Annotated in this window: 18 protein-coding genes; 12 read left to right on the top strand and 6 right to left on the bottom strand. The window is 68.3% G+C overall.

All coding sequences use genetic code 11. The features are described from left to right. Window positions 1-2,337, top strand: a 2,337-nt coding sequence (locus NJ1_RS17455; RefSeq protein WP_422615757.1) for a transglycosylase domain-containing protein, incomplete at its 5' end; no start/stop codon positions are given. Between the two features lie 117 nt (window positions 2,338-2,454). Beyond that, a complete protein-coding gene (locus NJ1_RS17460) occupies window positions 2,455-4,020 on the top strand; it encodes a glycosyltransferase family 87 protein (protein WP_067695470.1) in 1,566 nt (521 codons plus the stop codon). Here NJ1_RS17460 and NJ1_RS17465 read toward each other — a convergent pair. Further along, window positions 4,013-5,287, bottom strand: a complete 1,275-nt coding sequence (locus tag NJ1_RS17465) for a TerD family protein (RefSeq protein ID WP_067695177.1) — start codon at window positions 5,285-5,287, stop codon at window positions 4,013-4,015. The genes NJ1_RS17460 and NJ1_RS17465 overlap by 8 nt on opposite strands. A gap of 150 nt (window positions 5,288-5,437) precedes the next feature. Here NJ1_RS17465 and NJ1_RS17470 point away from each other — a divergent pair, with 150 nt between their 5' ends. The 8 genes from NJ1_RS17470 (at window position 5,438) to NJ1_RS17505 (ending at window position 11,798) form a co-directional block, all read left to right on the top strand. Continuing rightward, a complete protein-coding gene (locus tag NJ1_RS17470; protein ID WP_067695473.1) occupies window positions 5,438-6,061 on the top strand; it encodes an AIM24 family protein in 624 nt (207 codons plus the stop codon). A 7-nt stretch (window positions 6,062-6,068) separates the two neighbouring features. After that, complete coding sequence (locus NJ1_RS17475; RefSeq protein ID WP_067695180.1) at window positions 6,069-6,776, top strand: AIM24 family protein; 708 nt, start codon at window positions 6,069-6,071, stop codon at window positions 6,774-6,776. Further along, on the top strand, window positions 6,773-7,534 hold the full coding sequence (locus NJ1_RS17480) for an AIM24 family protein (protein WP_067695194.1): 762 nt from the start codon (window positions 6,773-6,775) through the stop codon (window positions 7,532-7,534). Before NJ1_RS17475 ends, NJ1_RS17480 begins: the two co-directional genes overlap by 4 nt. A 47-nt stretch (window positions 7,535-7,581) precedes the next feature. Beyond that, window positions 7,582-8,316, top strand: a complete 735-nt coding sequence (locus NJ1_RS17485; RefSeq protein ID WP_067695198.1) for a hypothetical protein — start codon at window positions 7,582-7,584, stop codon at window positions 8,314-8,316. A gap of 79 nt (window positions 8,317-8,395) precedes the next feature. Next, window positions 8,396-9,397: a dihydroxyacetone kinase subunit DhaK gene (gene dhaK / locus NJ1_RS17490; RefSeq protein ID WP_067695201.1), complete on the top strand. Its 1,002-nt coding sequence runs from the start codon at window positions 8,396-8,398 to the stop codon at window positions 9,395-9,397. Then, complete coding sequence (dhaL, locus tag NJ1_RS17495; RefSeq protein ID WP_067695476.1) at window positions 9,397-10,014, top strand: dihydroxyacetone kinase subunit DhaL; 618 nt, start codon at window positions 9,397-9,399, stop codon at window positions 10,012-10,014. The genes dhaK and dhaL overlap by 1 nt, the downstream gene beginning before the upstream one ends. Window positions 10,015-10,099: 85 nt before the next feature. Continuing rightward, window positions 10,100-10,825, top strand: coding sequence for a dihydroxyacetone kinase phosphoryl donor subunit DhaM (gene dhaM / locus NJ1_RS17500; RefSeq protein ID WP_067695210.1), 726 nt, complete (start codon window positions 10,100-10,102; stop codon window positions 10,823-10,825). A gap of 220 nt (window positions 10,826-11,045) precedes the next feature. Then, window positions 11,046-11,798: an isocitrate lyase/PEP mutase family protein gene (locus NJ1_RS17505; RefSeq protein ID WP_067695213.1), complete on the top strand. Its 753-nt coding sequence runs from the start codon at window positions 11,046-11,048 to the stop codon at window positions 11,796-11,798. A 118-nt stretch (window positions 11,799-11,916) separates the two neighbouring features. Here NJ1_RS17505 and NJ1_RS17510 read toward each other — a convergent pair whose 3' ends face one another. From NJ1_RS17510 to NJ1_RS17525, 4 genes are all read right to left on the bottom strand, one after another. Continuing rightward, window positions 11,917-12,711, bottom strand: a complete 795-nt coding sequence (locus NJ1_RS17510) for an HAD family hydrolase (protein WP_067695479.1) — start codon at window positions 12,709-12,711, stop codon at window positions 11,917-11,919. Window positions 12,712-12,773: 62 nt separating this feature from the next. After that, the gene (locus tag NJ1_RS17515; protein ID WP_067695216.1) at window positions 12,774-15,572 is read right to left on the bottom strand and encodes a phosphoribosyltransferase; all 2,799 of its coding nucleotides are present in this window, start codon (window positions 15,570-15,572) and stop codon (window positions 12,774-12,776) included. After that, the gene (locus NJ1_RS17520; protein WP_084478440.1) at window positions 15,569-16,786 is read right to left on the bottom strand and encodes an HpcH/HpaI aldolase/citrate lyase family protein; all 1,218 of its coding nucleotides are present in this window, start codon (window positions 16,784-16,786) and stop codon (window positions 15,569-15,571) included. The genes NJ1_RS17515 and NJ1_RS17520 overlap by 4 nt, the downstream gene beginning before the upstream one ends. A 34-nt stretch (window positions 16,787-16,820) precedes the next feature. Beyond that, window positions 16,821-18,020, bottom strand: a complete 1,200-nt coding sequence (locus NJ1_RS17525) for a hypothetical protein (RefSeq protein WP_245717436.1) — start codon at window positions 18,018-18,020, stop codon at window positions 16,821-16,823. A gap of 209 nt (window positions 18,021-18,229) precedes the next feature. Between NJ1_RS17525 and NJ1_RS17530 the strand changes: the two genes are divergently transcribed. Together NJ1_RS17530 and NJ1_RS17535 are read left to right on the top strand one after the other, a co-directional pair. Continuing rightward, window positions 18,230-18,805 (top strand): TerD family protein, encoded by a 576-nt coding sequence (locus NJ1_RS17530; RefSeq protein ID WP_067695219.1) that lies wholly within the window; start codon window positions 18,230-18,232, stop codon window positions 18,803-18,805. 107 nt (window positions 18,806-18,912) lie between these two features. Continuing rightward, a complete protein-coding gene (locus tag NJ1_RS17535; RefSeq protein WP_067695222.1) occupies window positions 18,913-20,040 on the top strand; it encodes a DUF475 domain-containing protein in 1,128 nt (375 codons plus the stop codon). A gap of 121 nt (window positions 20,041-20,161) precedes the next feature. Here NJ1_RS17535 and NJ1_RS17540 read toward each other — a convergent pair whose 3' ends face one another. After that, window positions 20,162-21,124 carry a DUF389 domain-containing protein gene (locus tag NJ1_RS17540; protein WP_067695224.1) on the bottom strand — a complete coding sequence of 321 codons (963 nt, stop codon included), beginning with the start codon at window positions 21,122-21,124 and terminating at the stop codon, window positions 20,162-20,164. Window positions 21,125-21,199: the final 75 nt, after the last annotated feature.

Consider the following 21,199-nt stretch of genomic DNA (forward strand, 5'->3'; position numbering starts at 1 on the left):
ACGCCCGGCGGTCCGCCGCCGCGGCGCCCGGGTGAGGGTTCCGGCGGCTCCGGCGGCCGGGGGCGTCCGCCGCAGAAGAAGCGTTCGACGTGGCGGATCGTGCGCCGCATCGCCTATGTGTGCATGGCGCTGGGCCTGATTCTGCCCAGCACCCTGTTCCTGGTCGCCTACTCGACGGTCAACGTGCCGCAGCCGGGTGAGCTCAAGACCAACCAGGTGGCCACCATCTTCATGAACGACGGCACCTCGGTGCTGTCGAAAGTCGTTCCGGCCGAAGGCAACCGGACCGACGTCTCGATCGATCAGATTCCCCCGCACGTGCGCAATGCCGTGATCGCCGCGGAAGACCGTGACTTCTACACCAATCCGGGCTTCTCGATCTCCGGCTTCATCCGCGCCGCCCGCGACAATGTGCTGGGCAAGGCGAGTGCCGGTGGTGGCTCGACGATTACGCAGCAGTACGTGAAGAACGCGATGGTCGGTGACGAACGCTCGCTCACTCGAAAGATGCGTGAGCTGGTGATCTCGGCCAAGATGGCGCGGCAGTGGAGCAAGGACGACATCCTCACCGCGTACCTGAACACGATCTACTTCGGTCGTGGCGCGTACGGCATCGACGCGGCGTCCAAGGCCTACTTCAACAAGCCGGTCTCGGAGCTGTCCCGCGAAGAGGGCGCGGTGCTGGCCGCCACGATTCAGCAGCCGTCGAATCTGGACCCGGAGAAGAACCCGACCGGCGCCAAGACCCGCTGGGGCTACGTGCTCAACGGCATGGTGGACGGCGGCAACCTGTCCGCGGCCGATCGCGCCAATATGCAGTACCCGGTGGTGATTCCGGCCGCGGAGGCCACGCAGGAGAAGAGTCTGGGCAGCGGCCCCGAGGGCCTGGTCAAGGCGCAGGTGCTCACCGAGCTCGCCGCGGCGGGCATCTCCGAGCACGAGCTGAACACCGAGGGCCTGAACATCACCACGACCATCGATCCGGCGGCGCAGCAGTCCGCGGTCAGCGCGGTCGAGAACGTGATGGACGGCGAGCCGGAGAATCTGCGCACGGCCGTGGTGTCGGTCGATCCCAAATCCGGTGCGGTGCGCGCCTATTACGGCGGCAACAACGGCCTGGGCTACGACTTCGCGAATGCCGGTCTGCCCCCGGGCTCCTCGTTCAAGGTGTTCGGCCTGGCGGAGAACCTGGAGATGGGCAAGCCGCTCTCCACGCTGTACGACTCCGCGCCGGTCACCGTGAACGGCATCAAGATCACCAACGTCGAGGGCGAGCAGTGCGGTATGTGCACCATCGCCGAGGCGCTCAAGCGGTCGCTGAACACCAGCTTCTACCGCATGATGCTGGACATGTCAGGCAACGGCCCGCAGAAGATCGCCGATATGGCGCACAAGCTCGGCATCCCGGAAACCATTCCGGGCGTGGGCAAGACGCTCACCGAACCGGACGGCAACGGCCCCAACAACGGCGTCGTGCTGGGTCAGTACCAGGTGCGCCCGCTGGACATGGCTTCGGCGTACGCCACCCTGGCCGCCTCGGGCATGTACCGGGCTCCGCACTTCGTGACCAAGGTGACCACCTCCGACGGCACGGTCCTGCTCGATCGCGGCGAGGTCGCCGGTGAGCAGCGCGTCGCGGCGGCGGTCGCGGACAACGTGACCGACGCGATGAAGCCGATCGCGGCGTGGTCGCGCAACCACAATCTGTCCGGCAATCGCGATTCGGCCACCAAGACCGGCACCAACCAGCTCGGCGACACCGGCGAGAACCGGGACGCCTGGATGGTCGGTTACACCCCGTCGCTGTCCACCGCGGTGTGGGTCGGCACCGAACAGGGCGACAGGCTGCGAAACGCCAGCGGCGGCATGATCTACGGCTCCGGCCTGCCCGCCGACATCTGGAAGAAGACGATGGACGGCGCGCTGCAGGGCACGCCGGTCGAGAAGTTCCCGAAGCCGGGCACCATCGGCGGTCAGGCGGGCGTGCCGTCGTGGTCGGCGCCGTACACCGCGCAGTCCACCACCCAGGAGGCCGTGCTGCCGCCGGTCATCACGCAGAGCCAGGTGGAGGTCTTCCCGGGTATCACCATCCCGGTGCCCGGCCTGGCGCCGAACCCGAATCAGAAGCCGCAGAACCAGAATCAGAGTCAGCAGACTCCGAGTGACGGCCCGGGCCCGCTGCCCGGTCAACCGGTCGCGCCGTCGGACGGCTCGCCGTTGACGACCACCCCGAGCGCGGGGGGCGGAACCGGCAACGGCGGAGGTGCGGGCAACGGGAACGGGAACGGCGGTAACAGCGGGCCCGGCGGTGGTGTCGCCCCGACCCGTGGTCGGTAGCCTCTTGTCGTGATCGAGCAGGAACTGGCGCGCGGGGAGGCGGTGGCGGTGCCCGGTGCGGCGACTGTGCCCGAACAACCACCGGCACAGCGCCTTGCACCCGAACGCCTCGCACCCGTGCGATACACCTCGCCCGAACCGCTGGCCGCGGATCTGCGCTCGGTGGACGACCGGGACAAACCGAGCCGCACCGACACCCTGACCGCCCAGCTGTGCGATCTGATCGGCGGGCCGGTCGGGGATCACGCGGTCATCGGCCGGGTCCGGTTCTGGACGCCGATGCGGGTCCTGATGGCCTTCGCGGTCCTGTTCCTGGCCCTGAGCTGGTTCGGCAAGGCGGGCTGCATCCAGCAGCGGCCCGAAGCCGGTGGCATGGGCCTGGATTGGGACAACGGCCGCCAGTACATCGCCATGTGCTATTCGGACACGGTGCCGCTGTACGGCGCGGAACATCTGGACGAGGGCGCGTTCCCGTACAAGAAGCAGTGGACCGATTTCGGCGGGGACGGCGTACCGCAGACCCGGTACATGGAGTACCCGGTGCTCTCGGGGCTGTTCCAGTACGGCGCCATGGGAATCGCCAAGGCGTGGAAGCAGTCTCCGCTGCCCGGCGGGCTCGAGGTGGTCATCTACTTCAACGTGGTCGCGATCTTCCTGGCGATGGCGTGGCTGGTGACCATCTGGGCGTCGGCGCAATTGGCGAGCCGCCGGGTGTGGGATGTCGCGCTGGTCGCCATGTCACCGCTGGTGCTGGTGCACGCGTTCACCAATTTCGACGCTATCGCAACGGCTTTCGCGGCAGGCGGACTGCTGGCATGGGCCCGGCGCAGGCCGATGGTGGCCGGAATCCTGCTGGGACTCGGTGGCGCGGCGAAGCTGTATCCGCTGCTGCTGCTGGGCCCGATCCTGATCCTGTGCCTGCGCGCCGAACGCCTCGACGAGGACGATTCCGCCTGGGGCGGACTGCGTCCGCTGCGCGCGGCGGGGGCGGCGATCGGCGGCGCGGTGGTCACCTGGCTGGCCGTGAACGCGCCCATCGCGCTGCTCTATCACCAGGGCTGGTGGGAGTTCTTCCGGCTCAACACCGACCGGCACGCGGATCCCGATTCGATCTACAACGTGATCACCTCGTTCACCGGCTGGTCCGGTTTCGACGGCGCCCAGGGTTCCCCGACCATCTTGAACCTGGTGTCACTGGGGCTGTTCCTGCTCGCGTGCGCGGGCATCGCCTGGATCGGCCTGCGGGCCGCGCGCCGCCCCCGGCTCGCGCAGCTGGCCTTCCTGGTGGTGGCGGCGTTCCTGCTCACCAACAAGGTGTGGAGTCCGCAGTACTCGCTGTGGCTGGTGCCGCTGGCGGTGCTGGCACTGCCGCAACGCCGAATTCTGTTGGCGTGGATGACGATCGACGCCCTGGTGTGGGTGCCGCGCATGTACTACTACCTCGGCACCGACCGCAAGGGCATCCCGGAGCAGTGGTTCACCGGCACCGTGATCCTGCGCGATCTCGCGGTGGTGGCGTTGTGCGCCTTGATAATCCGTCAGATCTACCGGCCCGAGGAGGATCCGGTCCGCCGCGACGGGGCCGACGACCCGGTCGGAGGCGTCCTGGATCGCGCCCCCGACCCCCGATTCGCCTGGCTCCCACCGCTTCTGCGGCCCCGGACGCCGGCGCCGGTCAGTTGAGGAAGCGCCCGGCCTGGGGCACCGCCTCACCCGGGTGCTTGGCCTGCAGGCCCTCACCGATCGCTTCCATCTTCCAGTCGCCGCCGGCTCCGGCGCGGTACACCTTCGCCATGGCCATACCGGTGAACGGCATGCCGCCGGCGAGGGTGAAGCGCGCGAGTTCGTTGTTGGACTGGCCGTCCACCAGGCGGCAGAAGGCATTGGTGACCTGTTCGAAGGTGTGCCCCTTGTAGGAGGTCACCATGAACAGCAGCGTGGTCACGTGCGCGGGGATGCGGGTCAGGTCGACCACGATCACCTCGTCGTCGCCCTCGCCCTCGCCGGTGAGGTTGTCGCCCTGGTGCCGGATCGCGCCGTCCTTGGAGGCGAGGCTGCCGTAGTAGACGACATCGACCGGGCTGGCGTCGGCGAAAAGCACCACCGACGCGTCGAGATCGATGTCCACGGCCTTGTTTCCGAACATGCCGCCGCGCTTCACCGGATCCCAGCCCAGGCCCATCTTCACGTAGGTCAGGGCCGGCCCGCCCTCCTTGCGGAGGTTGATGCGCTGACCCTTCACCAGACTCACCGCGTGATTCTTGGGCAGATCCTGATCCGTGGACGCGAGAGCCGGTGCGGGCGCGGGATATCCGGGCGCGCCCTGCGGGCCGCCCATCGGCGGATACTGCTCGGCCGGCGGATAGCTTTGTGCCGGAGGCGGATACGCGCCCGCGGGTTGCGGGTACTCACCGTACGGGGCCTGCGGCGCGGAGGCCGGCTGCGGTTCGTTCACCGTCACACCGTGATCGGTGACCAGTGCGGCGAATCCGCCCGCGTAGCCCTGCCCCACGGCGCGCACCTTCCAACCACCCTGCCGCCGATACAGTTCCAGCGCGATGACGATGGATTCGGTGTTGAGCCCCTCGATCGGGTACTCGATCATCGGGTTCCCGGACAGGTCCGAGACGTAGGCGACCGGCGGTGCGATGCGGCCGAAATTGGTGCCCGGATCATCGAGGGTGATCACCGCGCGGATCTGCTCGATATCCGGGGGGACCGCGCCCAGCGACACCGTCAGCGTGGGCGACTGCCCCGCCGAGCCCGGCTGCAGATCCACCCCCGGGCCGCTGGGCTGATTGAAGAACACGAAATCGGCGTCGGATCGGACCCTGCCGTGATCGGTGACCAGCAGCGCGGATAGATCCGCGGGTGCGGCCACCTGCATGCTGATCACGACATCGTTGACGTTCAAAGGGCCGTTCTGGCCCTTCACCAGTACTGCGGACAAGGTGTGACCCCTCGGATGCTCCCTGAAAAACCGCCGGGGTCCTGCGCTCTACCGCGACGATTCTGACGTTGCCACTCTACGAGAAACATGACCACGCGGGCGCTGACCTGATCGGTTAGGGTTGCGGCACTGTTCGACGACGAGGCGATGATGGCGCAGCTGTTCGAAAAATCGAAAAAGGTGATCGAGGCTCAACTCGCCGGGACAAGTCTCCGCGCGATTTCCGGGTCGATGATCGCCTACGAAGGCACGGTCCAGTTCAAGAGCGCCGGATTCGGCGGGGGCGACGGACTTGTCGCGGGGCTCAAGCGCCGCGCCACGGGGGAATCTCTCGCACTCATGGAGTGCTCCGGCAACGGCCGGGTGTTCTTCGCGGTGAGCGGTCAGAACGTCACCGTGGTGAACCTGAACAACGAGACCCTGCAGGTGGAGTCGCAGCAGTTGCTCGCGTTCGCCGGAAACCTGCGCACCAACGTGAGTTTCGCGGGTCTGCGCGGCGCGGCGACCGGCGCGGGGCTGTTCACCACCACGGTGACCGGTGTCGGCCAGGTGGCGTTGCTGTCCGCGGGCGGGCCGCTGATTCATCTGGAGGTGTCCCCGCAGTATCCGCTGGTGGTGGACCCGGATGCGTTCGTAGCCGCGCGCGGAAATCTGAATCAGTCGTTCGTCACGGATGTTTCGTGGCGCACGGCGGTGGGACAGGGCAGCGGCGAGACGTTCTCGCTGCGTTGGGACGGGCAGGGCGTCGTGCTCATTCAGCCCGCCGAGCGGTAGGGGCGGCATGTTCGAGCAGGTGAACGGGAAAGTCGTCAAGGTGCACGCGGGTCGCGCCGGTGGCGTGGTGGCGCGCACCGGGGCGATGCTGTTCTACACCGGGGACGTGTCGTTCTCACCGCATCAGGTGCCGGGCGCGGGCCAGATGGGCGGCCTCGGCGGCATGATGGGCATGGCCGGTCGCATGATGGCCGGTGAACACGAGCGCACCATGCTGGCCCAGGGCGACGGCGAAGTGCATTACGGCTTCGCGGGTCTGGAGACGCACATCGTGACCATGCAGCCGGGTGCGGTGCTGCGGGTGGAGGCGTCGCGCCTGCTCGCCAACACCGCCGGTCTGCAGAGTTCCGTTGTCTCGGTGACGAGTTCGGGCGGCGGCGGTCAGGGTGGACGCGGCGGCGGCCTGATGGGCGCGCTGCGCGGGGCCGCGACCGGCGTGCTCACCGGTGCGGGCATGTTCACCACCCAGATCTCCGGGCAGGGCGCGGTGGTGCTGCTGGCGCACGGTGGATTCCTGGAACTTCCCGTGGGCGGCCAATATCCGGTCGTGGTGGACCCGCAGGCGTTCATCGCCGCGTACGGCAACGTGCAGACGGAATTGAAGTCGGCGCTGAGCTGGCGGGACGCGGTCGGCAAGGGCTCGGGTGAAGCGATGCAGTTGCACTGTGTCGGCCAGGGTGTGGTGTACGTGCAGGCCAGTGAGGAGAAGCTGTGAGCGAGATTCTGAATCCGATGAATCTCGGTGACAGCGACAATATTCCGGGCAACGACTACGCCTTCTGCATCGACCTGAACAAGCCGTGGTTCATGCGCAAGGGCGCGATGATCGCCTACTACGGGCAGATGCAGTTCCAACCGCTCTCGCACGGTCTGCAGGGCGGGCTGATGCACATGGTGTCGCAACAGTTCTCGGCTCCGCTGTTCACCGGTGACTACGTGGTCGCCGAGGGGCACGGGAAACTGATCATCGGCGACCGTGGCTACAACATCAATTCGTTCGATCTGGACGACGGCAATCTGACCATCCGTGCGGCGAACCTGCTGGCCTTCGAGCCGGGTCTGTCGCTGAACCAGTCCATCGTGCCCGGATTCCTGACGCTGATCGGCACCGGCAAGTTCCTGGCCTCCTCCAACGGCCCGGTCATCTTCGCCGAGCCGCCGATGCGGGTGGATCCGGAGTCACTGGTGGGCTGGGCGGACTGCCCGTCCCCGAGTCACCACTACGACCAGCGCTGGGTGTCGAGCTTCCTGGCGGCGGGCGCGGCGCGATTCGGGGTGAGCTCGGGTGAGGAACGGCAGTTCGACTTCACCGGCGCGGGCACGGTATTGGTCCAGTCCAGTGAGAAGGTGATGGACGATTCTCACCTGATCCGCAGCATCGAGGGCCAGTTGCAGACCGGTGTCACCCCGACCGGCCTGCAGCGATTGCAGGGCGTGATCGCCCAGCAATTGGGTACTCAGCAGAACTACTGATTCGTCGTTACCCGGCTCTGCCGTCCGCGCGTGGCAGGATCGGCGGAGTGAGCGACGGTGAGGCCGAACCCGCGGAAGCGCACGAAGAGTATCTCGAGGCCTTCCGTCAGCCGGGCGTGTCCCATGATCAACTCCGGGACCTGCTCGACGCGGTGAACGGGTTCCTCGACACCATCACCCCGAAAGAGGGCGAGTACGTGCCCACCGGTGGCTGGGCTCCGGAGTCGACGGCCATGGCCTTCCAGATCGGCCGGGCGGTGGAACAGGTGCTGAGCGAGCGCGAGGACGCCGAGCAGGAGTTGCTGCGCCGCCGCGAGATTCGCGATCGGCTGGTGGCGGCGCTGGACGCGGTGCTCGACTGTCTGCGCACGCTGCCGGAGCTGGCCGAGGCGGAGGTCTCGCTCGGCACGACCACGGTCAACGAGGGCTTCCAGGTATACGAGGACGGGTCCGTGCGCACCACGCCCGACCAGGAGATCGACGCGGATCTGGGTGCGCTCGAGGCCCGCCGGGCCGATCTGGAGGAGCAGATGACCGCCGCGGTGGCCCATCGCAACGCGCTCGTCGACGACACCACCGATCTGGTGCGAGAGCGCCTCGGGGTGGCGGACGTCGGGATTCCGTGGGTGATCCTGGCGGCCACCCAGGGCGGGCTCGACGTCTCCGAGCCGTTCGAATTCGCCGCGCACCACCTGCCCGACGGCGAGCTGCGCGATCTGATGGTGCAGCTGGTCACCGATATCGAATTGGCGCGCTCCCTGGAGGAGGGCGGACCCGAATAGTCCGAATCCCTCGACACGGCCGCGCCGAGAGTGCGAGTCTGGCTCGAGTCGATACCCGGCCCTGTGAGGGGAGTACGCGGTGAAGAAGCTGATCAACGACCCGGCCGACGTGGTGGACGCCGCCCTGGCGGGAATGGCGGCCGCGCATCCGGATCTGCGGGTGGATGCGAAACAACGACTGGTGGTGCGCGCCGACGCGCCCGTGCCGGGCAAGGTGGGCCTGGTCTCGGGCGGCGGTTCCGGACACGAACCCCTGCACGCCGGATTCGTCGGTCTCGGCATGCTGGACGCGGCCTGCGCCGGGGAGATCTTCACCTCACCGGTCCCCGATCAGATCCTCGCCGCCACCGCCGCCGTTGATGCCGGGGCCGGAGTCCTGCACATCGTGAAGAACTACACCGGCGACGTGATGAACTTCGAGATGGCCGCCGAACTCGCCGCCGCCGAGAGCGGGGCCGAGGTCACCGCCGTGGTGGTGAACGACGATGTGGCCGTGCAGGACAGCCTCTACACCGCCGGGCGGCGCGGGGTCGGCGCGACGGTGCTGCTCGAGAAGATGGCCGGAGCCGCCGCCGAACAGGGCCGTCCGCTGGCCGAGGTGGCGCGCATCGCCGAGGCGGTGAACGAGCGATCGCGCAGCATGGGTGTGGCGCTGACCTCCGGCACGCTCCCGGCCGTCGGGCACCCGAGTTTCGAACTCGGGGAGAACGAGATGGAGATCGGCATCGGCATCCACGGCGAGCCGGGCCGCCGGCGTGTACCGCTGGCGCCCGCGCACGAGATCGCCGAGATGCTGCTCGAACCGATCCTGTCCGACCTGCCGTTCACGCGCGGAGACCGGGTGCTGTGCTTCCTCAACGGGATGGGCGGCACTCCGCTGCTCGAGTTGTACCTGATGTTCGACGAGGTGCGACGCCTGCTGCTCGGGCACGGCGTGGAAGTCGAACGCTCCCTGGTGGGTTCGTACATCACGTCGCTGGATATGGCGGGGTGCTCGGTGACGCTGACCAAGCTGGACGAGGAACTCACGGCGCTGTGGGACGCGCCCGTGCGCACGCCCGCGCTGCGGTGGGGCATCTGATGCCGGGGCTGGACGCGGCCGCCTGGGTTCGCACGTTCGCGACGCTGATCGACGAGCACGCCGAGGAACTGACCGCGCTCGACGCGGCCGTCGGCGATGCCGACCACGGCACGAACATGCGGCGCGGAATGGCGGCGGCTGTTGCGGCACTGGATGATTGCGCCGCCGACTCCCCCGCCGACATCTGCAAGCAGACCGCGATGGTGCTGATCCGCACCATCGGCGGGGCGAGCGGCCCGCTGTACGGGACGTTCTTCCTGCGCTTCGCCGGAGTCATCGAAAAGGGTTCCGATACCGCCGATTTCGCGCGCGCCTTCCGCGCCGGGCTCGACGGGGTGATCGCGCGCGGTAAAGCGGAACTCGGGGACAAGACCATGGTGGATGCCCTCGCGCCCGCCGCGGATGCCCTGGATCGATCCGTCACTGCCGCCGCGTCCGGCGCGCAAGCCCTGGATGCCGCCGTGGTCGCCGCCGAATCCGGCCGGGACGCGACGACCCCGCTGGTCGCTCGCAAGGGTCGCGCCTCCTACCTCGGGGAACGCAGTGCGGGACACCAGGATCCAGGCGCGACCAGCGCCGCGCTGCTCGTACGCGCGGCACGTGAGTCGTGGCGATGAGGGCGGCGCCGGTAGCGGATGCCGGACGAGAGTGCTTCCGCCCGGCACGCGGGCTGGAACACGGGAGCAGGGAGAAGGTGCGCCGATGATCGGACTGGTCGTGGTCTCGCACAGTCGGGCGCTCGCGCGCGCGGCCGTATCACTTGCCACCGAACTGCTTCCGCGGCAGCCGATTCGGATCGAGGTCGCGGCGGGGTTGGACGAGACGACCCTGGGCACGGACGCGGTCGCGGTGTGCGAGGCGATCGCGGCGGCCGACAGCGGCGACGGGGTGCTGGTGCTGATGGATCTGGGCAGCGCGGTTCTTTCCGCGGAAACCGCCCTGGACCTGCTGGACCCGCCGCGCCAGGTGCATCTGACCGCTGCCCCGCTGGTGGAGGGTCTGGTCGCGGCGCTGGCGGCGGCGGGGGGCGGCGCGGACCTGCGCAAGAGCGCCCACGAGGCCGAACAGGCGCTGGCCGCCAAACGCGCCCAGCTCGGCGAAACCCCCACGCTCGCAGGCGAACACGACACTCCCCCACCTCCTACCACCACCGTGTCGACGCCGGTGACCGAGGAGATCGTCGCGGTGACGAACGAGCAGGGCCTGCACGCCCGCCCCGCTGCCACCCTGGTGTCCGCCCTGGGAGACCTCGACGCTCAGGTGGAACTGCGCAACGCCACTACCGGTGCGGGGCCGGTCCCCGGTGACAGCCTCACCCGAGTCCTCACCCTGGGCGTCCTCGCTGGCCACGAACTCGGTGTCATCGCCACCGGCCCCGATGCCGACGCCGCGATCGCACTCGTGCGCGATCTCGCCTCCGGTCACTGACGGGATCGAGTCCGACGGGCCGCGCAACCAACTGTTCATCGTGCGGCCGAACGGCTCGCGCGTGGTCCGGTCCTCGGCGTCTTCACGGGCTCTGAACTGGGCGTTATCGCTATCGACCAGCGAGCTGTGCGAGCGAGCACACCGCATGCGAGAGACCGCGACCGTTCGATGCCGGGGCATGGCACTTTCGTCAGTCCGCGCGGAGGGGCAGGATCGTGGCATGACTCTGAAGGAGAAGGCCGCAGCATTTCTTGAACTTCACACGCCGGGGAACCCGGTGATCCTGCCGACCGTGTGGGACGCCTGGTCGGCGAAACTGGTGCAGGACGCCGGATTCTCGGCATTGACGGTCGGCAGTCATCCGCTGGCGGACTCGCTCGGCAAGGACGATCACGAGGGCATGGAATTCACCGACGTCCTGGGCCGGATTCGCGAAATCACCGCCACCGTGGACATTCCGGTGTCGGTGGATATCGAGTCCGGCTACGGCGTGAAGCCCTCCGAGCTCATCGACGGACTGCTGGAGGCGGGCGCCGTCGGTCTCAATATCGAGGACACCGTGCACCGTGAGGGCGGCCGGCTGCGCGCCCCGCAGGAGCACGCCGACCTGGTGGGTGAACTCCGCCAGGCCGCGGATGCGGCGGGTGTGCGCTTCGTGGTGAACGCCCGCACCGACGTCTTCATGCGCCCCGAGACCGGCAGCCCCGAGGAACGCCTGGAATCCGCGCTCACCCGTCTGCGCCTGGCCACCGAGGCGGGCGCGGACGTGCTCTACCCGGTCGGCCGCCACGATGCCGCGACCCAGCGCACCCTCACCAGCGAACTGTCCCTCCCGATCAACGCGATCGGCATCCCCGACAAGGACACTCGTGCCGAGCACGCCGAACTCGGGGTGGCCCGAGTGAGTTTCGGCCCCTTCTTCCAGATCGCTCTGGCCGCCGAGGCCAACCGCCTCCTGCAGCCCTGGAAGTAGGCCGGCACACCGTGGAGAGCGGCGGCGCCACGCGCACGCCGCTCTCCCGGCCCGGCGTCCGGCGATTTCACCGAACCGAACCGTCCACGGTGGCGGTGATGTCGCGAAGGGAGGCCGACTAGTGGGTTCCGGTCAGTTGGGGCGTGGCGGCGGCGAACCAGGTGAGGATTTCCTCGGCGGCGCGGATACCGGAGGATTCGGTGACCGTGAGGTTGGGGTGGGTGAAGGCGAGTTGTTCGAGTTCGCCGTGGCGGGGGCGGATGGCGGCGTGCGCGGAGCGCAGCATTTCCGCGTCCAGGGCTCCGTCGCCCGCCGCCAGGAGCGGGGCCGCGGGATCGAGTTCGCCCGAATCCACCAGGCGGCGGCGCACTTCCGCGACGGCGCGGCTCTTGCACACCGCGTCCGGCATCGTATAGATCTTGCGGCCCTGCTGGGAGGCGGACCAGCCGCGCGGACGGCACCAGGCATCCCATTCGGCGAGGAAGTCGGCCGGGAGGGTGGCCAGGTCCACCACCAGGTAGTTGAAGAGCTCGTCGGCGACCCTGAACTTCAGGACGAAGGAATCGTCTACGCGGGAACGCAGTTCGGCGTTCACCTCCGCCAGCGTGACGCCGATGGCGTGCACCGCGGCCTCGAGGCCCGCGCGCCAGTCGATGTCGGGCACACCGTCCTCGAGGATATTGCCGCCATTGGTGGTGATGGCGAAGCGCCAGGGAGCGCCGGGCAGCCGGATCCGCTGGAACTGCTCGATGGTCCGGGTGGTGGTCGGAACGAGCGCGGCGGGCGTGCTCAACGCCGCCAGGCTCTCGGCCGCGAGCACCGTCATGAACGACAGCGGCGCACCGTCCAGATGCTCCACGCACACCGTCGAGGACTCCGGCACGCCACCGAAGGCGTTGCGGGAGTAGATCATCGTGCGATCCAGATCCGTCGCGATCAGCGTCGCCTTGCGCACGGGTCGTCCGTTCTCCGGCACTACTTGTTCACATCCTTGATCAGGCCCATGCACGCGTAGGCCAGATCCGGCACCACCTCGACGGGAACATCGCGGGCGGCGGCGAGCATCCGGATGTGGGCGTGCTCGGGGGCGTCGGCCTCGCGCACCAGCACCCGCCACGGCACCCGGCGCAGCAGCACCCGGGTGGTCTCTCCGACACCGGGTTTCACGAAGTTCACGCTGGAGATGCCGTACGCCTCACGCACCTTCTCGACCGAGGCCCAGCCCGCCCAGGTCGGCGTGCGATCCGAATCGACCACCGCGGCAAGATTTTCCGCGACCAGCGGGCGCACCGTGTCGAAGCGGGCGGTGACCGCGTCCAGCAGACGGCCCGAGACGTCGTCGGCGGCGAGTTCGCGGTAGAACTTCGCGCCGTGGAAGTCGCCGGGACCGATCAGCGTGTCGTTGAGCACGGTGCGCGACACCAGTCCGGAGACCGTGGAGTTCAGGCAGGCCGAGGCGATCAGGAAGTCGTCGCGGGTGCCGTAGGTGCTGACACAGGCTCCCGGATCGGCCAGCACCGCCAGATCCGGATTGAACCGCGCCCCACCGGCGGCGTGATACTCCTCCAGGGCGTCGGCCAGCTCGTGGGTGATCGCGCCCTTGCCGGTCCAGCCGTCCACGAACACGATGTTCGCCGAGTCATGGTGCCGGGCCAGGTAATCCAACGCCACCGAGTCGATGCCCCGGTCGCGCACGATCGACACCGCGTAGTGCGGCGCGTCGATCCCGCGGGTGGCCAGCCAGCGGCGCATGAGCACACCCACCGGCGTTCCGGCGCGCGCCAGCGACACCAGCACGATCTCCTCGCCGCGCTCGGCGACGACGAGTTCGGACACCGTGGCGACCGCGAGGGCCAGCCGCTCGGCGCTCTGCTCGAGCACCGTGTCGAACAGCTCCCGGTAGGCCGCGTCGGGCTGGAACTCGATCGGCAGCGATTCCGCGTAGTGCGCCTCGCCCGCCTGGATCCGCTGTTCACGTTCGGCCACATCGGCTTCCAGATCCGCCGCCGACAGATCCTTCAGCAGCCACGCCACCTCGTCCGGCGCGTACGACCCGAAGTCGGGACCGTACAGCGGCTCCGGCAGCACGACCTCGTCGACCGGACCGGAGGCAGGCTGATCTTCCCCGGCGTCGATTCGGCTTTCGGCGGCGTCTATCGACGCGGCGATGAACTCGACCGAGTCCGCTGTCGAATCGATCAGCCGGGCAGCCAGATCGACGGCCGAATCCGGCAGTGGGGCAACAGGATCGGGCAGACCCATGGCCAGCAGTTCGGCCGGATCGGCGGCGAGCAGTTCGCTCGGATCGGTGTCCGAGGGCCAGCTCACCATGGCGGGTTCGGCGGGCTCGGCAGGGTCGGTGAGGTGCGCGCGGGCGTTGGTGAGGGTGCGCGGGTCCGCCCCGGGCAGCACCGCCAGCACGACGTCCGAGCCGGAGGCGGTCAGCACGTCGATCAGTCCGCCGGGGGCGGTCAGGCTGGGGGTGTCGGCGGGTTCGTCGATCACGACCAGCAGAATCGGGTCCACGCCGGACGGCTGCGGCCAGTGCGCGTTGTAGAGATAGCGGGGCACGTCCTCGCCGGCTTCGGCGCCGGATTCGGGTGCGGTGAAACGGAATCCGCGACGCAGCGGGTAGCCGGGCTCGTCCAGGACGTAGGCCGGGGAGCGCGTGGTGGTCTGGAACCGCGTCGGGACGGCGCTGCCGGCCAGGGCTTGCGCCAAGCGCAGCGGCAGGTACATGAACTCCTCGTGCCCGAGCACGATCACCGGACGCGGTCCGGCGGCCAGATCCGGGGCAGCGTCGTCCTGGCTCACCCAGGTCATCGCGTCCAGTTCGCGCCATAGTCGTTCGGCGGTCTCGGCCAGCGCCGTCTCGAACGCGGCCGCGTCGGTGCTCAGGACGCCGTGCCGTCCACCCTCGGGAACCGTCTTCGGCCAAGGCAATTCGATGCGCGCGAACTCACCGCGCACGTCGGCGACCGGGTTCAGCACCGGATCGGGCAGCGCGGCGACGGAGTCGACCAGTCCGTCGGGCAGCAGGGTCTCCCCCGAGGCCAGGCAGACGGTGTCGATGCGCGCGCCCAGCTCCGCGGCCGCCCGCTCGAACGCGGCCTTGTCCGCCGCGGTGCGCATGTCCACCAGCGAGGCCAGAATGTAGTGCGAGCGCGGGGTGAACTCGTGCAGCGCCCGGATCGCGTCCAATGCCGTTGCCCCGGTGGAGATCTCGTCGTCGACGAGCACCATGGGCAGGGCGTTGAGGAAGATCCCGGACGGCGCGGGCTGCAGCAGATGCGAGGTGGCGTGCGAGTGCCCCTCCTCGAATCCGGTCAGGGTGTGCGCGGTCGGCACCTCGCGGCGGGTGGAGTGCAGGTAACACCGGGCGTGGATACGGGCCGCCACACAGTGCCCCAGCCCGGTGGCCGTCTCCGCGAACCCCAGCACGACGGCTGCGACGTCGGGCGAATCGGTTTGCGCGGAAGACTCTTCGACCGAGCCGGTGGAGTCCGCACGCGCACCGGCGGCGCTCGACCGCCCGGACAGGACATCGCGCACCAGGTCGCCGAGCCGGTTGCCCGCGTCCAGGACGCGGTGCGGATCGGTCGGCACGTGTTTGCCCAGCACCGTGGACACCAGCAGGTGCGCGCGCCGGGAGTTGTTGTGCCGCAGACCCGGTTCCACGAGTGCGGGGATCAGCCACTGCGCGTCCGTGCCGTGCGAGTCGGCGTGCCGCAGGCCCAGTCCGAGCTCGCGGGTGGCCCAGGGATTCGGGGTCACGATGCCACCGCTTTCAGTAGGTCGACGAAGGACACGCCCTTGTTGGTGACGCCGAATACCCTGGCGCGCAGCATGGTCTGGTTGGCCCAGCTGCGATGCGGGCGCATCTCGTTCATCTTGTTGCGGTATTCCGAGGCGGCCACGCCGCCGACGTCCACGCGCAGGATGTCCAGCGCGTCGGAGTACTCCTCGTGGGTGACCACCGACAGTGCGTGCACCACCGCCACGTGCGAGGGATGGATGACGGTCTTGCCCTGGATGCCGTTGGCGCGGTCGAGGGTGATCTCGCGCAGCAGGCCGTCCAGATCGCGGCTGACCAGGTGTTCGCGGAAGGGCACCGCGTCCACCTCGGCGAACGGTGAAGTGCGCAGCATCGGCCGGAACATGCGCTCGTGGTCGGCGAAGTACTCCCACACCGGTCCGGTGATGGTGTATCCGGTGCCGTCGGCGCGGCCGAGGTAGTTGACTATGTCGGCGATGACGTCCGCGACCACGCGCACGTCGTAGATCGTGAGATCGCGATCGCGCCGAATTCCGAAGGTGGAGCACATATCCGTGGCTCCGATCCGCACCGCCAGCACCCGATCGCGATGTGCGGCGAGCACGTCCTCGATCAGATGCAGCTCGTGGTCACGGGTCTGACGATGAACCAGCGCGGGCGATTCCAGCACCGGCATACCGAACACGTTGCGCCCCAGCCGTTCCGAGGCGTACTCGAGGGTCGCGAGGTATTCCGCGGCGGATCGGCTGTCGAACTTGGGGAAGACGAAGCCGGTCAGCGCCTGCCCGCCGGCCCCGAGCAGATCGACGATCTCCGCGACCGCCGCGGCATCGCGGACCCGCACGAACAGCAGCGGGTAGGGGTCCTTGCCCGCACCCAGCTCGTTCAGGGTCACCGCGGCCTGCTCGGTCGCGAATTCCACCTCGTCGTCGGCGACCGCGTCCTCGAGGTCGATGACCATCGAGCACACGCCGCTCTTGGCCCGTCGCACGATGGTGGCGCTCAGGTCCGCACGCGTGGCGGGCACGTACAGCGTCGCGCCCAGCGCCATGGCGAGGGTGCCGCGGTCGAGGGTGTCGCCGAACGGTTCGGGCAGCCGATGGAACAGCAGCCGCATCTCCGGCCCCGGGACCTGCCGAAAGTGTTTCAGCGGCTGCCGCTTGTCCAGCGACACGGGGGTGGTTTCCGGACAGGTGGTGATAATCGCGGTCATCGTCCCCCCATTTCTCCTAGCTAGTGATTCCGGTCTATCTTTCGGTCTTCCGCATGCGTTCGACAACACCGGCGATGAACACCCTGATGGCCTCGAGCTCCGACACGTACGCCCAGTAGTCGGGATGCGGGCCGGTGGACAGGCCGTTCGCCACTCGATCCAGGCGTTCGGACTGTGCGTCGAGCACCGAACCCCACTGCGCGACGAGACCGCTGTTGACCGCCAGCATCTGCGCGTCGCGCAGTTTGAACCGGACGGCCTTGGCCCTGTCCTGTGGTCTGTCACGCACCTCGCGCAGCAGTGCGAGGCGGTCGGTGACGGCCTCTGCCTGCTCCTCGGCGGTGGCGAGATGGGCGCGAGCGGATGTGGTCAGCTCAAGCGTTTGCTCCGGGTCGTGGTTCTGCAGTGCGGCCCGCGCGCGCGACAGCTCCGCTTCGGCAGCGGCCACAGCTTGCTGGGCTTGCCGCTCATTGTTGGCCAAATCTACCGAACTCGCAGCATTGAACTCTCGGAGCAGGGCCGACATGGCCGGAACCACGCGCTCCAATCGGTTGCGCGCGGCGGAGGAACGGGTTGCTGCCGAGGCGAGCGCGGTGCTCGCCGAATGCTGTTTGCCGGGTGCGTCTTCCAGTGCCCTTGACAACGCCCGGGTGTGATTCTCCAATCGCGTCGCCGCCTCGCGCAGCGCTCCCGCGGGACCGCCGATCGCGCGTTCGAGTGTGACGAGTCCCTCATCCACCGCGGCCGCCGAGCGCCGCACCGAGGGGTATTCGGTGTACGGCGAATCGCCGGCGGCCTGCCTGGTCTGCTCGGCCGCGATCCGGACCTGCGCGGCCAGTTGCGGCACTGCCCCGTACAGCGCGACCGCGCTCTCCAATTGCGCCTGATTGCCGCGATAGAACTCGTCCACCGCCACCGCGGCATCCGAGAGTCGGCGGATGTGCACGTCGATCTCGGGCTGCGGGACCGTGGTGCCGTCGCGTTCGGCCTGGTCGAGCCGCTCGTTCAGGGCCAGGTACGCACCGGCCGCGTCGTAGCAGCGGGCCCGCACGGTCTCCCATTTCGCCGTCAGACCGCGTTCGGGATACATCTCGGACGAGGCGGCCACCGCAGCCTCGGCAACGCTTTGACGCCGATCCATGTCCAGGAAGGCCGCGGTGAGGCTCTGGCGAGCCTGTTGCAGCCATTCGTTGCTCCGAGCGGACCGGAACCATGCGCGCCTACGGGCTGTCACGCTTCGATGTTAGGAGAACGTTCACACCGAGGGCGATGATGACGATCAACTGCTGACATGTCGTGTGACAGGGTTGTCCCGAGGGATGTCCTCGGTTTGTTCCTGCACAAGGCCCGGCAAAGCTACTAGTGTCGTATCTGCGGACCCCGGCAAATCGGACATGCCGCGTACAGCACTGCTAAAACGCTTTCAACGAAAGGGATTCCCGCATGGGTGTCAGTTTGGCCAAGGGCGGCAATGTCTCGCTGACCAAGGCAGCTCCGAACCTCACCGCGGTCGCCGTCGGCCTCGGCTGGGATGTGCGGACCACCACCGGGTCCGACTTCGACCTGGACGCGAGCGCCATCGCGACCGGAGCCGACAAGAAGGTTGTCTCGGACAAGCACTTCGTCTTCTTCAACAACCTGACCTCTCCGGAGGGCTCCATCGTGCACACCGGTGACAACCTCACCGGTGAGGGCGAGGGCGACGACGAGGTCATCAACGTCGATCTGGCCGGCACCCCGCCGACCATCGAGTCGATCTTCTTCCCGGTCTCGATCTACGACGCGGAGACCCGCGCCCAGAGCTTCGGCCAGGTCCGCAACGCGTACATCCGCGTCGTGGATCGCAGCAACGGCACCGAGCTGGCCCGCTACGACCTGAGCGAGGACGCCTCGACCGAGACCGCCATGGTCTTCGGCGAGCTGTACCGCAACGGCGCCGAGTGGAAGTTCCGCGCCGTCGGTCAGGGCTACGCGTCGGGCTTGGCGGGCATCGCTCGCGACTACGGCGTCAACATCTAGTCGAATAACCGCTGCCGCAGGGGGACTCGGGACGCTCGGGTCCCCCGGACGTGGCTGATGCGTCCGGCCCGGTGAAACCACCGGCCCACCGAACCGATCCCGGCACAATGAAAGGCCCCCTAGCGGTGCGTATATTCGGCCTCTCCATCATCATCACGGTGCTGTCGCTGGCGGCAGCGGCGTGGTACGGCGGACCGACAGCGCTGGCACTGTGCGCCATCCTGGGCATCCTCGAGGTGTCACTGTCGTTCGACAACGCCGTCATCAATGCCAGTGTCCTGCAAAGGATGACCGAGTTCTGGCAGAAGATCTTCCTGACCGTCGGCGTGGTCATCGCAGTGTTCGGTATGCGGCTGGTGTTCCCGCTCGTCATCGTGTGGATCACCGCCGGACTGGACCCCAAGCGCGCCTTCGACCTGGCGATGAACCCGCCGGAGGACGGTGCGCTGACCTTCCCCGACGGCAGCGCCTCCTACGAGAAGCTGCTCACCGACGCGCATCCCGCGATCGCGGCGTTCGGTGGCGCGTTCCTGCTGCTGCTGTTCCTGAACTTCATCCTCGACGAGCACGAGATCACCTGGCTCGGCTGGATCGAGCGCCCGCTGGCCAAGCTCGGCAAGCTGGACATGCTCTCGGTCGTGCTGACCCTCGGCGCGGTGCTGATCGCCGCTGAGGTCATCGCGGACGACGCGCACCGCGGCACCGTGCTGCTCTCGGGTGTGCTCGGCGTGATCACCTACATCACCGTCGACGGCCTCGGATCGATGTTCCATGTCGAGGAAGAGGGCGAAGAGGGCGCGAGCGGACCGTCCGAAACGGTCAAGGTCGCCGGCAAGGCCGCGTTCTTCCTGTTCCTGTATCTGGAGGTACTCGACGCGTCGTTCTCCTTCGACGGCGTCATCGGCGCGTTCGCCATCACCTCCGACCCGATCCTGATCGCGTTGGGCCTCGGCCTGATCGGCGCGATGTTCGTCCGCTCGATCACCGTGTTCCTGGTCCGCAAGGGCACGCTCTCGGAGTACGTGTACCTCGAGCACGGCGCGCACTGGGCGATCGGCGCACTGGCGATCATCCTGCTGATCTCGATCGGCGTGCACGTCAACGAGCTGATCACCGGCCTGGTGGGTGTCGCGTTCATCGGCGCGGCGTTCATCACCAGCTTGATCCGCAACCGCCGCCAGGGCGGCGAGGACTCCGAAGCGGTGAGCGTGCAGGAAACCACGCCCGTCGGCTGACCCCGAGCAACGGATGCCCGTGCCCACCACGAGATTTCATCGTGGCGGGCACGGGTTTTCTCGTATGCGGCTGGTTTCTCGGATGTGGCTGGTTCTCTATGTGGCTGGGGGCGCCTGGTTCTCACAGCATGCGGCGCGGCACCCGCAGATGCCGCGCCCGGCGCACGGACACCCGGGTCCACAACCGCTCCTGCACCACCAGCGTCAGCCAGCCCGCGATCGCCATACCGGCGATGTTCAGAAACAACTGCGCCACACTGCCCCAGATGGTGGATCCGTTCAGGAACGCCACGCCCAGCGCGATATTGCCCGCGGCGGGCACGGTGGTGACCGAGATGAACACGCCCGCCAGTCCGATCGATTTCGCCGAGGTGATGGACAGCACCCCCGCCGCGCCCGCGATCAGCGCCACGATGAACGACCACTTGTCCGGCGTGTAGATGAAGGCCGTGTTCGGCCGCGCGCCGACGATGTCGTCCAGTGCGATCCAGCCCAGCCCGCGACCGGCCAGCGTGAGCACCAGGGTGACCGCGATCGCCACCAGGAACCCGACCACCAGTGTGCGAATCGCCAGTTGCAGCAGCACGAAACGCTTGCGCACCAGGGCGACGCCCAGCGCCGCGATCGCGCCGAACTCGGGTCCGAGCACCATCGCGCCGACGACCAGGATCTCCGAATCGGTGATGATGGCGATGCTCGCGATGACCGTCGCCATGGTGAGAAAACTCAGATACGTCCAGTTCAGCTCCGAGTCCTCGTAGGCGCGCTGGGCGACCTGAGCCCACACCACCGCATCGGAACTGCTGCCCGGAGTGCGTAATTCGGCGTCGAAGCCCTTGCGCGACATCCAGGTGTCCACGCCCTCGAGTTCGATGCTGCCGTGCTGGTGCACTTTTCGCTCACGCAACCGCTGCACGATGTCGTTCGCACCCTCGCGGGCCACCTGCGCCATGATCAGATCGCCGGGCGGTCGCACCCCGGCCCCGCGGAACACCGCGAGTCCGCTCACCGCCTCGTCGATCTCCAGGCATTCGAGGATCTCGTCCGTCATTTCCGTCGGTGCGAGGACTCGCAGATGCAGCATGGGGACAGTCTGCCGGGTGCGAATCAGGATGGGCGGACAGCGGCTGGAATGCGTGGCGCCGCCGGGAGATCCCTC

This window comes from Nocardia jejuensis NBRC 103114 (assembly GCF_001613145.1).
GTDB classification, from domain to species: domain Bacteria; phylum Actinomycetota; class Actinomycetes; order Mycobacteriales; family Mycobacteriaceae; genus Nocardia; species Nocardia jejuensis.

Bases quoted from the DNA above. Each gene is read 5' to 3' on its own strand.
- NJ1_RS17505 (WP_067695213.1), top strand. From the start codon at position 11,046: ATGACTCTGAAGGAGAAGGCCGCAGCATTTCTTGAACTTCACACGCCG.
- dhaL (WP_067695476.1), top strand. From the start codon at position 9,397: ATGCCGGGGCTGGACGCGGCCGCCTGGGTTCGCACGTTCGCGACGCTG.
- dhaM (WP_067695210.1), top strand. From the start codon at position 10,100: ATGATCGGACTGGTCGTGGTCTCGCACAGTCGGGCGCTCGCGCGCGCG.
- NJ1_RS17475 (WP_067695180.1), top strand. From the start codon at position 6,069: ATGTTCGAGCAGGTGAACGGGAAAGTCGTCAAGGTGCACGCGGGTCGC.
- NJ1_RS17530 (WP_067695219.1), top strand. From the start codon at position 18,230: ATGGGTGTCAGTTTGGCCAAGGGCGGCAATGTCTCGCTGACCAAGGCA.
- NJ1_RS17540 (WP_067695224.1), bottom strand. From the start codon at position 21,124: ATGCTGCATCTGCGAGTCCTCGCACCGACGGAAATGACGGACGAGATC.
- NJ1_RS17470 (WP_067695473.1), top strand. From the start codon at position 5,438: ATGGCGCAGCTGTTCGAAAAATCGAAAAAGGTGATCGAGGCTCAACTC.
- NJ1_RS17535 (WP_067695222.1), top strand. From the start codon at position 18,913: ATGAAAGGCCCCCTAGCGGTGCGTATATTCGGCCTCTCCATCATCATC.
- NJ1_RS17520 (WP_084478440.1), bottom strand. From the start codon at position 16,786: ATGACCGCGATTATCACCACCTGTCCGGAAACCACCCCCGTGTCGCTG.
- NJ1_RS17510 (WP_067695479.1), bottom strand. From the start codon at position 12,711: ATGATCTACTCCCGCAACGCCTTCGGTGGCGTGCCGGAGTCCTCGACG.